The organism is Pseudomonas sp. SG20052 (genome assembly GCF_031766055.1).
GTDB classification, from domain to species: domain Bacteria; phylum Pseudomonadota; class Gammaproteobacteria; order Pseudomonadales; family Pseudomonadaceae; genus Aquipseudomonas; species Aquipseudomonas mandelii.
In genome coordinates this window covers 1,697,728-1,709,981 of sequence record NZ_CP134498.1, presented here as the reverse complement: position 1 = coordinate 1,709,981, position 12,254 = coordinate 1,697,728, and the positions used below count along the sequence as shown (strand labels likewise).

General features: G+C 59.8%; 14 protein-coding genes. 9 read left to right on the top strand and 5 right to left on the bottom strand.

The genetic code is table 11. The features are described from left to right. Positions 1-105: 105 nt before the first annotated feature. The 6 genes from speB to RHP74_RS07730 all read left to right on the top strand — a co-directional run bounded on the left by speB (position 106) and on the right by RHP74_RS07730 (position 5,764). Complete coding sequence (speB, locus tag RHP74_RS07755; protein ID WP_010462004.1) at positions 106-1,056, top strand: agmatinase; 951 nt, start codon at positions 106-108, stop codon at positions 1,054-1,056. Between the two features lie 9 nt (positions 1,057-1,065). Then, the gene (locus tag RHP74_RS07750) at positions 1,066-1,473 is read left to right on the top strand and encodes a nuclear transport factor 2 family protein (protein WP_102594252.1); all 408 of its coding nucleotides are present in this window, start codon (positions 1,066-1,068) and stop codon (positions 1,471-1,473) included. Positions 1,474-1,527: 54 nt separating this feature from the next. Continuing rightward, positions 1,528-3,039: a cytosine permease gene (locus RHP74_RS07745; protein WP_145308080.1), complete on the top strand. Its 1,512-nt coding sequence runs from the start codon at positions 1,528-1,530 to the stop codon at positions 3,037-3,039. 230 nt (positions 3,040-3,269) lie between these two features. Then, complete coding sequence (locus tag RHP74_RS07740; protein ID WP_154913943.1) at positions 3,270-4,649, top strand: sodium:solute symporter; 1,380 nt, start codon at positions 3,270-3,272, stop codon at positions 4,647-4,649. 85 nt (positions 4,650-4,734) lie between these two features. Beyond that, positions 4,735-5,460 (top strand): MBL fold metallo-hydrolase, encoded by a 726-nt coding sequence (locus RHP74_RS07735; RefSeq protein ID WP_311098699.1) that lies wholly within the window; start codon positions 4,735-4,737, stop codon positions 5,458-5,460. Between the two features lie 52 nt (positions 5,461-5,512). Beyond that, positions 5,513-5,764 carry a hypothetical protein gene (locus RHP74_RS07730; protein ID WP_010462011.1) on the top strand — a complete coding sequence of 84 codons (252 nt, stop codon included), beginning with the start codon at positions 5,513-5,515 and terminating at the stop codon, positions 5,762-5,764. A 195-nt stretch (positions 5,765-5,959) separates the two neighbouring features. Here RHP74_RS07730 and RHP74_RS07725 read toward each other — a convergent pair whose 3' ends face one another. Further along, entirely contained in the window at positions 5,960-6,088 is a 129-nt protein-coding gene (locus RHP74_RS07725; protein ID WP_003184145.1) for a PA1414 family protein, read from the bottom strand. 139 nt (positions 6,089-6,227) lie between these two features. Then, on the bottom strand, positions 6,228-7,121 hold the full coding sequence (ptrR, locus tag RHP74_RS07720; RefSeq protein WP_154913949.1) for a putrescine utilization regulator PtrR: 894 nt from the start codon (positions 7,119-7,121) through the stop codon (positions 6,228-6,230). A 103-nt stretch (positions 7,122-7,224) separates the two neighbouring features. On the opposite strand from ptrR, the gene RHP74_RS07715 reads away from it, so the two are divergent. Then, positions 7,225-8,406, top strand: coding sequence for an MFS transporter (locus RHP74_RS07715; protein WP_311098691.1), 1,182 nt, complete (start codon positions 7,225-7,227; stop codon positions 8,404-8,406). Here the strand turns inward: RHP74_RS07715 and RHP74_RS07710 are convergent. The 3 genes from RHP74_RS07710 to RHP74_RS07700 form a co-directional block, all read right to left on the bottom strand. Next, positions 8,351-9,283 (bottom strand): DMT family transporter, encoded by a 933-nt coding sequence (locus tag RHP74_RS07710; RefSeq protein ID WP_010462021.1) that lies wholly within the window; start codon positions 9,281-9,283, stop codon positions 8,351-8,353. The genes RHP74_RS07715 and RHP74_RS07710 overlap by 56 nt on opposite strands. A 184-nt stretch (positions 9,284-9,467) precedes the next feature. After that, positions 9,468-9,860, bottom strand: a complete 393-nt coding sequence (locus RHP74_RS07705; RefSeq protein WP_010462023.1) for a DUF2177 family protein — start codon at positions 9,858-9,860, stop codon at positions 9,468-9,470. 43 nt (positions 9,861-9,903) lie between these two features. Beyond that, positions 9,904-10,740: a S1 RNA-binding domain-containing protein gene (locus RHP74_RS07700; protein ID WP_010462025.1), complete on the bottom strand. Its 837-nt coding sequence runs from the start codon at positions 10,738-10,740 to the stop codon at positions 9,904-9,906. 352 nt (positions 10,741-11,092) lie between these two features. Here RHP74_RS07700 and RHP74_RS07695 point away from each other — a divergent pair, with 352 nt between their 5' ends. Continuing rightward, positions 11,093-11,281, top strand: a complete 189-nt coding sequence (locus tag RHP74_RS07695; protein ID WP_017337097.1) for a hypothetical protein — start codon at positions 11,093-11,095, stop codon at positions 11,279-11,281. A 220-nt stretch (positions 11,282-11,501) separates the two neighbouring features. Beyond that, positions 11,502-12,218 carry a TorF family putative porin gene (locus RHP74_RS07690; RefSeq protein WP_010462029.1) on the top strand — a complete coding sequence of 239 codons (717 nt, stop codon included), beginning with the start codon at positions 11,502-11,504 and terminating at the stop codon, positions 12,216-12,218. Positions 12,219-12,254 lie beyond the last annotated feature (36 nt).

Genomic DNA, 12,254 nt, shown 5'->3' with positions numbered 1-12,254 from the left:
TCTTCCCGGCCACTACATTTCGCAGAATCGGCCCCTAACGGTGCCCGAACCTCCCCGGAGCGGTGCAACCGACATAAATAAAACAACGACGATGAGGCCTTACCCGTGGACAAGATTCTTCACCAACCACTGGGCGGCAATGAAATGCCGCGCTTCGGCGGCATCGCCACCATGATGCGACTCCCCCATTTGCCTACCGCTGCCGGTCTGGATGCTGCCTTTGTTGGCGTCCCGCTGGACATCGGCACCTCGCTGCGCCCCGGCACCCGCTTCGGACCTCGCGAAATCCGCGCTGAATCGGTGATGATCCGCCCGTACAACATGGCGACCGGCGCTGCACCGTTCGATTCGCTGTCGGTGGCCGACATCGGCGACGTGGCGATCAATACGTTCAACCTGCTGGACGCGGTGCGGATCATCGAAGAATCCTACGACGCCATCCTCGAACACAATGTGATCCCGCTGACCCTGGGCGGCGACCACACCATCACCCTGCCAATCCTGCGTGCCATTCACAAGAAGCACGGCAAGGTCGGCCTGGTGCACATCGACGCTCACGCCGATGTGAACGATCACATGTTTGGCGAGAAAGTCGCCCACGGCACCACCTTCCGTCGCGCGGCCGAAGAAGGCCTGATCGACTGCGATCGCGTGGTGCAAATCGGCTTGCGCGCTCAGGGCTACACCTCCGAAGACTTCAACTGGAGCCGTAAACAGGGCTTCCGTGTGGTTCAGGCTGAAGAGTGCTGGCACAAATCCCTGGCACCGCTGATGGCCGAAGTGCGCGAGAAAGTCGGCGGCGGTCCGGTGTACCTGACTTTCGATATCGATGGCATCGACCCGGCTTGGGCGCCAGGCACCGGCACCCCGGAAATCGGTGGTCTGACGACCATTCAGGCAATTGAAATCATTCGCGGCTGCCAAGGCCTCGACCTGATCGGCTGCGATCTGGTAGAAGTCTCGCCCGCTTATGACACCACCGGCAACACCTCGCTGCTGGCCGCCAACCTGCTGTACGAAATGCTCTGCGTACTGCCGGGCGTGGCCCACCGCTGAGGATCGGTCATGAACGAACGTGATCAGGTGTTGAAAGCCGCCGCCGATCTGGTGACGGCCTTTGCCCGCAACGATCGCGAAGCCTACTTCGGCGCGTTCAGCGCCGACGCCAGCTTCGTGTTCTACACCCTCGAACAGCCCCTGCTGTCGCGCGATGCCTATCAGGCGTTGTGGGACACCTGGCGCGCCGAGGATGGCTTCGAGGTGCTTGCGTGCACGTCGAGCAACGCCTTCGTCAGCCTGCAGGGTGACGTGGCGATTTTCATCCATGACGTGGCCACCGAGCTGCGCATGCAAGGGGAGCAACACTTCAGCCAGGAGCGCGAGACGATTGTGTTTCGCCGACAACAACAAGGCCTATGGCTGGCCTGCCACGAACATTTGTCCGCGATGCCGGAAGGGCTGCCACCCCCTTAGCCAAACAGGTGACGCTCACACACGATGAGCGCGCCTTTATGATCGGAGCTGATCATGAATAACAACAACAAAGACCAAAGCCTTACGCAGATTGAAACCCACGGGGTCGAACAGATCCCGGACAACGAACGCACCGCAGGCCCGACGGACTTGTTCCGGATGATCTTCGGCGGTTCCAACACTTTTGCCACCGCCGTGCTCGGCAGTTTCCCGGTGCTGTTCGGCCTGTCTTTTCAGGCCGGTGTCTGGGCGATTGTGCTGGGCGTGCTGCTGGGCTCGCTGATCCTCGCGCCGATGGGCCTGTTCGGCCCGATTAACGGCACCAACAACGCCGTGTCTTCCGGTGCGCATTTCGGCGTGCACGGGCGGATCGTCGGTTCGTTCCTGTCGCTGCTGACCGCCATCGCCTTCTTCTCGCTCTCGGTGTGGAGTTCGGGTGATGCGCTGATCGGTGGCGCCAAACGCCTGATCGGTCTGCCGGAAACCGACCTGACCCTGGGCCTGGCCTACGGGCTGTTCGCGATCCTGGTGCTGACGGTTTGCATCTATGGCTTTCGCTTCCTGCTGTGGGTCAACAAAATCGCGGTATGGAGCGCCAGCCTGTTGTTCCTGCTGGGCATCTTCGCCTTCGCCGGGCCGTTCGATGTGAATTACGCCGGCACCGTCAATATGGGTCAGCCAGGTTTCTGGGCGGCCTTCATCGGTGCTGCACTGGTGGCGATGAGCAACCCGATTTCCTTCGGCGCGTTCCTCGGCGACTGGTCGCGCTACATCCCGCGTGAGACCTCCAAGCGCCGGATCATGGCCGCCGTGGTGATCTCGCAGATCGCGACGTTCATTCCGTTCCTGTTCGGCCTGGCCACCGCCACCATCGTAGCGATCAAGGCACCCGACTACATCGCGGCCAACAACTACGTCGGCGGTTTGCTGGCGGTCTCGCCGAGCTGGTTCTTCCTGCCGGTGTGCCTGATCGCGGTGATCGGCGGCATGTCCACCGGCACTACTTCGCTGTATGGCACCGGGCTGGACATGTCCAGCGTGTTCCCTCGGGTGCTGTCGCGGGTCAAGGCGACGTTGCTGATCGGTGTGATGTCGATTGCCTTCATCTTCATCGGGCGCTTCGCCGCGAACCTGGTGCAGAGCGTGTCGACCTTCGCCGTGCTGATCATCACCTGCACCACCCCGTGGATGGTGATCATGATCATCGGCCTGGTGGTGCGTCGCGGCTTCTACTGCCCGGATGACCTGCAAGTGTTCACCCGCGGCGAGAAAGGTGGCCGCTACTGGTTCACCCACGGCTGGAACTGGCGTGGCCTGGGAGCCTGGATCCCGAGTGCGCTGGTGGGTTTGTGCTTTGTGAACCTGCCGGGGCAGTTTGTGGGTGTGCTGGGCGATCTGGCTGGCGGCATCGACATCAGCCTGCCGGTCACCCTCGGCCTGGCCTCGCTGGTGTACCTGACGCTGCTGAGCCTGTTTCCGGAACCGGCTGCGGTGTTCGGGCCGAATGATGCACGCAGCAAGGGCACGGATGCGCTCAGTAAACCGGCGATGCGACAAGCCGCCTGATTCAACACAAACGATGGTCAACGGACCTCTGTGGCGAGGGAGCATGCTCCCGCTCGACTGCGCAGCAGTCGCAAAACAGGCGAATGGTGTTTCCCCTGAAGAAACGCGGTTGCAGGATTTGGGGCTGCTTCGCAGCCCAGCGGGAGCAAGCTCCCTCGCCACAAAAAGCGGACTGATTGCCACATTGATTTTCGCCTCACCATAAAAAAGACAATCGGAGACACGCCATCATGGCTTTGGATTTATTCGTCGTACTCATCTACGCCGCCGCGATGCTGATACTTGGCTACTTCGGCATGCGCAAGGCCAAGACCAACGAAGACTACTTGGTCGCCGGTCGCAACCTCGGCCCGAGCCTGTACATGGGCACCATGGCCGCCACCGTTCTGGGCGGCGCGTCCACCGTGGGCACCGTGCGCCTGGGCTACGTTCATGGCATCTCCGGTTTCTGGCTCTGTGCTGCACTGGGTTGCGGGATCGTGGCGCTGAACCTGTTCCTCGCCAAACCGCTGCTGAAGCTGAAGGTTTTCACCGTCACTCAAGTGCTGGAAAAGCGCTACAACCCAATGGCTCGTACCGCAAGCGCGAGCATCATGCTGGCCTATGCGCTGATGATCGGCGTGACCTCGATCCTGGCGATCGGCACCGTGCTGCAAGTGTTGTTCGGCCTTCCGTTCTGGATGTCGGTAATTCTCGGCGGTGGCGTGGTGGTGATCTACTCGGCCATCGGCGGAATGTGGTCGCTGACCCTGACCGACATCGTCCAGTTCGGTATCCAGACCGTAGGCCTGATGTTCCTGCTGCTGCCAATCTGCTTGTACCGAGTGGGTGGCTGGGATCAACTGGTTGCACAATTGCCGGCTGCCAGCTTCAGCTTCACCAGCATTGGCTGGGACACCATCATCACCTACTTCATGATTTACTTCTTCGGCATCCTGATAGGCCAGGATATCTGGCAACGGGTGTTCACCGCACGAAGCGAGAAAGTTGCGAAGTATGCCGGTACTACCGCGGGCATCTACTGCATCATCTACGGCCTGGTCTGTGCATTGATCGGCATGGCCGCTCACGTACTGATCCCGGATCTGGACAACGTCAATAACGCTTTTGCCGCTATCGTCAAAGTCTCGCTGCCGGACGGCATCCGTGGCTTGGTGATCGCGGCTGCCCTGGCAGCAATGATGTCCACCGCCAGCGCCGGCCTGCTCGCTGCATCCACCACCCTGACCGAAGACCTGCTGCCGAAACTACGCGGCGGCAAACCGTCGAGCCTGGGCATCAATCGCCTGTTCACCCTGCTGACCGGCATCGTGGTGCTGGGTATCGCGCTGGTGGTAAACGATGTGATCAGTGCCTTGACCCTGGCTTACAACCTGTTGGTGGGCGGCATGCTGATTCCGCTGATGGGCGCGATCTTCTGGAAACGCGCAACCACCGCCGGCGCTATCGCCAGCATGGGCATGGGCTTTGCCACTGCGCTGCTGTTCATGTTCAAGGACGGTATGGACGCCAACACTCCGATCTACTACAGCCTCGGCGTGGGCCTGGTGAGCTTCGTGGTGGTCAGCTTGCTGTCCCCTCGTCCGGCAACGATGGCCAGCGCCGCCTAAGCTGAACCTAACGACTTGATGCTTTCTTCGACGGGTGTGGCGTCGGTTGCCACACCCGTTTTTTTTCGTCTGGAGAAAACCTTTGATGAAGATTGTTTCGCGCGATCAGTGGTTCGAGGTCAAACAGCTCAGTGACGGCATACGGCTGATTCACGAGCCTTACATCCGGCCCTTCTATCGCTGCAACCTCTGGCACATTCAGGGCCGCGACAAGGACTTGCTGCTGGACAGCGGTTCCGGATTGGTGAGCCTGCGCGAGCAGTTGCCGTGGATCACCGAGCGGCCGCTGGTCGCGGTGGCCAGTCATTGCCATTTCGACCACATTGCCGGTCATCACGAATTTCCCGAGCGCCTGGTGCATCCGGCCGAGGCCGACATTCTGGCGGCACCCGACGGCGAAAACGATTTGAGCGGGGCGTTTGTCGGCGACGAGATGTTTGAGGCGCACCCGGACTGCCCGTTGTGCTATGCCGAATATCGCGTCAAAGCCGCGCCCGCCACGGGGACGATTGAAGAAGGCGACGTGCTGGATCTGGGCAATCGAGTGCTGCAGGTTCTGCATACGCCGGGGCATTCACCGGGCGGCATCAGCCTGTACGAAGCGGCAACCGAGACGCTGTTCAGCGGCGACATCATCTACGACGGCCCGCTGATCGAAGACGCCTACCACTCCAATCTCGACGACTACGCTCGCAGCCTGCAGCGCTTGCGCACGTTGCCGATCCGTACGGTGCACGGCGGGCATTTCGGGAGTTTTTCCGGGGAGCATTTGCGCACGATGATTGACGAGTGGCAGCGCTCACACACCTGAAGCCTGCTGTACTCAAGCTCAGGAACAACAATAACGCCCTCGAAGAACCACCATGAAAAGAGCTGCCGTTCGTGCCGCCGTGCATCGTTTCATCAGCCGCCTGCTGGAGGGTCAGGATGACTTCGACGACAACGCCAGCCTGGCGCAGTTGGGATTGGATAAACAGGATATCGAAGAGCTGATCTTCCATCTGGAGGATGAGCTGGGGTTGACGGCGTTTACGGCGGAAGAAGACCGTATGCTCAAGGATGCCAGGACGGCGAATGATTTGAGTCGGTTTTTGGTGGAGATTGGACGGCATTGAGTCCGAATGCCAAACGCACGCTCGTGGTGAACTGTGGCGAGGGAGCTTGCTCCCGTTCGGCTGCGCAGCAGTCGCCAATCCTGTCCGAGTATTCCCTGACAACTCTGAGGCTACCAAGGGGCGCTACGCGCCCCAGCGGGAACAAGCTCCCTCGCCACAGAGGATTTGCCAGGTTTGAGCCAGTGCGGGTCAGACTTACCGACGGCGCGGCTGGCGTCGACGCTGTTCGTCGTCGGTGCGAATAGGAACAGGTTGCAGAGGCGGTTCGATCAAACCGAGTGCAACACCCAGATCGTGCAGCCAGTTTTGAATTTTCTCTTTCATGGTGCCCCCTTCAGGGTAGTGCCGAGCGGCTGAAATTCTGTAGCCCCTTCGCACTGATAATAGTCTGAAGTCCTACGCAATGCTCGGCCAAATCCGCAATGATCTGTTACTGAATTGATCAAAATACCTGACCGATAGTTCAAGCAATCGCCGAAGCCTGCATCGGCGCCGATGGATAGACCGCTTGTTGCTGTTCAATCCACGCGTTCAGGTTGGCCCCGACCATGCCTTTGCGCCACATCAACCAGGTCGTCGCGTGGGCAAACGGCTCCGCCAGCGGGTGCACCGCCACGCTTTCACGGCCCGGCAGGCTTGCCAGCATCGACTCCGACATCAGCGCCACGCCCGAGCCAGCAATCACACACGCCAGCATGCCCGGGTAAGACTCGATCTCCATCGCCCGGCCCATGGCCGCGTGGTCATGGGCAAACCAGGCTTCAAGACGCATGCGGTAGGAGCAGCCCTGACGAAAGGTAAACACCGAGCGCCCTTCCACGTCCATGGCGCTGCGGACCGGCGGGTGATCGGCCTCGCTGATCAGCACCAGCCGCTCGTCGCATAACGGCACACCGTCCAGACCGGCCAGCTCCAGCGGGCCATCCACCAAGGCCGCATCGAGACGACCGGTGAGCAAACCCTCAAGCAATTCACCGCTGGGCCCGGACTGCACTTGCAGGTTCACCGCCGGATACGTGCGGTGATAACGCGCCAACAACCCTGGCAAATGAATCGCCGCCGTGCTGTACATGGTGCCCAACACGAAGTCCCCGGCCGGTTGCCCGCCCTGCACTGCTGCCTGGGCTTCGTCGCGCAAGCTGAAGAGTTTGGCGGTGTAGTCCAGCAGGACTTTTCCCGCAGGTGACAGTTGCAAACGCTGACGCTCGCGGACGAAAAGCTCTACACCGAGCTGCTCTTCAAGTTGCTTGAGCCGCGTTGACAGGTTCGATGGCACCCGGTGCAATCGTTCGGCAGCACGGGTGATCGAGCCCTCTTGCGCCACGGCCTGGAAGATTCGTAACTGGCTGAACTCCACGATCTTCTCCAAATCAGAACAAGTTACTCACTATTATTCATTTTTAAAGAAAGTCAATCAGTCCTAGCCTGACGGTCATTGATCCTTTGCCGGAATCCAGACCATGTCTCCCTTGATTCGCTTACTCGCCAGTTTTATCGCCCTGATGATGGCCATGGGGATCGGGCGTTTCGCCCTCACGCCGCAAATGCCGCACTTGCTCAGCGAAGGTCAGATCGACCTGACTGCCGCCGGTCTGATTGCCGCCGCCAACTACCTCGGCTACTTCGTCGGCGCTGTGGATGCCATGTTCTCTCGCCGTCCCGAACAAGTTCGTCGGCGACTGCTCGGTGGGTTGTGGCTGTGTGTGCTGCTGACGCTGGCGTCGTTCTGGGCCAACGGGTTCTGGTCGCACCTGGTGCTGCGATTCGGTACCGGCGTGGCCAGCGCCTGGGTGCTGGTGATGATCACGGCGTTGAGCCAGCCACTGGCAGCGGCAGCCGGCCGCCCACGACTGGGCGCCCAGGTATTTGCCGGACCGGGTTTGGGGATTTTTCTCACAGGGATGTTGGCCTTGGGGTCGCACCTGCTGGGGCAGACGTCTGCCACCTTGTGGCTGGTGTATGCCGGTGTCGCCCTGGCGATGCTGCTGGGAATTCTGCCGTTTCTGCCGCAATCGGCCGCCGCAGTGGTTGCCGCACCGAGCACAGCCACTTCGAACCAGCGAGGCATTGGTCGTCTAGGTGTGATCTACGGGTTGTACGGCTTGGGCTACATCATCCCCGCCACGTTCCTTTCGCAAATGGCCAGCGCACAGTTCCATGGCCAATGGCAGGCCGACCTGTTCTGGCCGTGCTTCGGCCTGGCGTCGGCTATCGGGGTGGTGCTGGTCAGCCTGCGTCGACAAACCCCGAATGGCACCCGCCACTGGCTGATGGTGACGTTGTGGCTGCAAGCCGCTGGTGTCTTTGCCTGCCTGTTGGGCAGCGGCTCGGGCTTGGCGCTGGGGGTGATTCTTTGCGGCACGCCGTTTCTGGCCTGCATGCAATTGGTGATGCAATGCTCCCGGGAACTGGCGCCCCACGCTACTCAACGCAACGCCGGGATGCTAACGGCCTGCTTTGCCGTGGGTCAGCTCGCCGGACCGTTGCTGGCAGCGCTGAGCAGCCATTTCAGTGGTGGTTTGCAGCCAGCGCTGGTGGTTGCCGGCAGCGGCTTGCTTGTCGCTGGCGGCCTGCTGTTGCGTCCGGTCACTGCTGCCCCAGGGCTTTGCGCAAACGACGGCGCACCCACTGCTCAGCGCTGACAAACGTGATACCCAGCAGCACCAGCACCGCGCCGATGACGAAGTTCAGACTCAGCTCCTCACCCAGCAACACCACGCCGAATGTGACACCGAACAGCGGTGTCATGAACGAAAACACCGCCAGGTTCGCGGCCAGGTAACGGCGCAACAGCCAGAACCACGTCAGGTAGCTGAAGAACGACACGACCAACCCCTGGAACAGCACGCTCGCCACCGCCACGGTGGTCAGGCTGACGTGCGTCACCTGACCGCTGAGGATCGCGATCAGCAGCAGCCCAACGAAACCGACGATCAGTTGGTAAAACAGGGTCAGCGTGACCGGGGCTTCCGACAGTCGCGAGGCACGCACCACCACCGTGGTCGCGCCCCAGGAAGCCCCGGCCAGTACGCCCAACGCATCGCCCATCAACATGCGGTGGTCGAGGTTGTCCCAGGACACGCCGCCGGCAAACGCGATGGCGATCCCGACGAAGGCGAGGAAAATCCCCAGCCATTGCACCGGCCTCAGACGTTCGCTCGGCAGCAGCCAGTGCACGCCCAACGCGGTAAAAATCGGCGCGGTGTAAAGGAACACCGACATATGCGCTGCCGTGGTCAGTTGCAAACCTTCGGAAATGAAAAAGAACTCCAGACCAAACAACGCACCGGCCAACAAGCCACCGCGCCAGGTGCTGCTGACTTGGTCCCAGCCACCCTTCCAGCAGATCAACAGTCCTACAAGCAACGCGGAAATACCCGACCGCCCCGCCGCTTGCATGACCGGAGCGATGTCGGGCGCCGCCCATTTGATCATCACTTGCTGCACGCCCCAGATCAGGCACAACCCGACCATCACTTGCAGGGCAAACCCATCGGCGCTACGCCGGCTGGCGCTCACCGGAACACCTCGACAACAACAAACATGGCAGTGACTCGACAGTAAATACAAAGCCCCGGCCTGCTTGCTGAACAAACGGTGTCGGGGCGAAAAGTTATGCTGTCGATTATTAACCAAACGGCCAGAAAATGCCGCCTGGACGGGACCTTTAAATTCCCGATTGCGTCATTGCAGGCAACGAGGATCACTGCACTTTTCGCGCGACCCAATACCCGACCGTGCAGGCAATGCAGGTGGCCAACGTGCCCCAGGCCATGTCCATCAGCGCCAACTGCGCCGACCATCCGTTCAAGGTTGCCCAGTTACTCAGGTCATACGTGCCGTAAGCCACCAGACCCAATAGCGCGCCCAGCGCCGAAGCTCGCCGCCAGGTCTTCGCCGGCAACACCACGAACACCACGCAACCCAATACATAAAGAAGATAGAACACCGCTGCCGGGGCCAGCAGCGGTTGGTCGAGCATCAGCGGACCGAGCAGCGCCCGATAAGTCGGCGCCATCAGCACGCCCAGCCATAGGCCGTCGAGCACGAGAAACGCGAGCAAGGTGCCCGCGTAGGCAAACAGCCCTTTTTTCATAACCCGCCCCTCTGTAATCGTTCTATATGGGGCCGGAGCGAGGTCAGCTTAGTTCAATGCGATCCGCATGAATGACGATCTGGCCATTTTTGTACAGCGCACCGATAGCCTTCTTGAAGTTGCCTTTGCTCACACCAAACAGGCTGGTGATCACGGTCGGGTCGCTCTTGTCGCTGACCGGCAGGGTGCCGTTGTTTTCACGCAACTTGGCGAGGATCTTCGAATTGAGGCTGGTGGCGGCTTCTTCGCCCACCGGTTGCAGGCTCAGGCTGATCTTGCCGTCGGCACGGACTTCTTTGATAAAGCCCTTCTCTTCCTTGCCGGCGCGCATGAACTTGAAGATTTCGTTCTTGTGAATCAGGCCCCAGTGCTTGTTGTTGATGATTGCCTTGAAGCCCATGTCGGTCGCTTCGGCCACCAGCAAATCAACTTCCTGGCCAGGCGTGTAGCTGGCGGGGGTCTTGTCGAGGTAGCGGTCCAGGCGCGCCGTCGCGGTGATGCGGCGGGTGTGCTTGTCGAGGTAGACGTGCACCACGACATATTCGCCGGCCGTCATCTGGCGTTTTTCTTCGGAGTACGGCAGCAGCAAATCCTTCGGCAGGCCCCAATCCAGGAAAACACCGATGCTGTTGACCTCAACGACTTTCAAACTGGCGAATTCACCGACCTGAACTTTCGGCTTTTCGGTAGTTGCGATGAGTTTGTCATCGCTGTCCAGATAAACAAAAACGTTGAGCCAATCTTCATCTTCGCTGGGAATATCTTTGGGAATATAACGATTAGGCAGGAGGATTTCGCCATCCGCGCCACCGTCAAGATATAAACCGAAGTTAGTGTGTTTAACCACTTGCAAACTGTTGTAGCGCCCGACTAAAGCCATTTCCAATACCCTCATTGCGTGGGCGGCATTCTACCCGTTTTTCCGTGCGGCGTTCCCGTGGCCAGCCCGGTGACACCAGAAATTCTTCTGAAGGCCTTAATTTTCCTGGGTTTTGCCTTGGGTGTTTGGCCGCTCGTCAGGCCGAACGGGCGATCGTCACCCTCGCCAGCGGATCTGAAACCTGTGTTTTTCTACTGTCGTTCTTATTTAAAACAGCAGCTTAGGAACGTATTTCGAATAATAGCTTGTGATTAATGACGCCCCTGCGATGTGTATTTTGAGGGGATATTAGCCAAGCAATTGTCAAGTATTTCCTGTACGATGCCTGGCCAAGTTAATTTTCTACAGGTTAATGGCCGCCATGCGTGTAAAAGCATCCAACAGCAAAGCAAAGCCAGCTCCAGCCGTTGAAACCAGCGAATCGATCAACAACCAGATCGCTGCGTTCCTCAAGTCCGGCGGCGAGATCCAGCAAATTGCCAAAGGCGTGAGCGGCCAGACGTTCGGCCCGTCCAAGCAGATCACTTTGGGCAAGAAGTAACACTCACCCAAAGATCCGCCGCGTCACCTGGTCCGTAAGCGCTTTGAGCTTCGAAGCGCTTGGACTGGAACCTCCCCGCAACACCCCGCCAAACACATCAATATTTCAAAAATCGACGAACGGCCTTCAATGCCGAGCATTCGCCGGTATGCTTGCACACGTCTAGATCAAGCGTTTCAGTAGGTTTTTGTTCCTGCTCCTCGCGGTCATGGAGTGACGCATGCTCAAACCCTCCCATTTATTGCTCGGCACCTTGCTGTCGTGTTCGGTCGCCAACGCGCAAATCTTCCAGCGTGAATTGGGCGATTTCGATCTCAAACTCGGCACCACCCCCAGCCGCAGCATGGCCCAAGGGCTGGTCAAGCCCGCCAGCACCGGTTCGTTCCACGGTGGTCTCGACCTGAGCCATGACAGTGGCTTTTACGCGGGGCAATGGGCGCCGAGCATGGGTTTATCCCCTGGGGCCAACCTTGAAGTCGACTCCTACCTGGGCTTTAAACAGCCTTTCGATAATACCCTCGGGTACGAAGTCGGCATGATCCATTACAGCTACCCGAAAGTGGACACCCTCGACAGCCAGGAGTTTTTCGGCGGCCTGACCTTTCTCGGCAGCCGTTTCGGCGCCGCGTTCAGCAACGACCCGGACAAACAGAACAGCACCGTCTTCGCCGACCTGGGCGGCAATCAGCCGTTCGGCATCGGGATCAGCATGAAATACACCACCCACCAACTCAACACGCCAGCGTCCGTCGACGGCGGCTATATCGGCAGTTTCACCGATTGGTCGGTGCAACTTTCCCGGCCGTTCATGGGTGTCGACCTCAACCTGATCTACAGCGACTCAAGCCTCAGCGGCAGCGACTGTTCCGCCTACTCCGGGCACAACAGCCAGTGCGACGGGTTGGTCACCCTCAAGGCCGAGCGCCCCTTCTATTGATCGGCTGAACTGCCGGGCCCATTCTGCGTTCACATA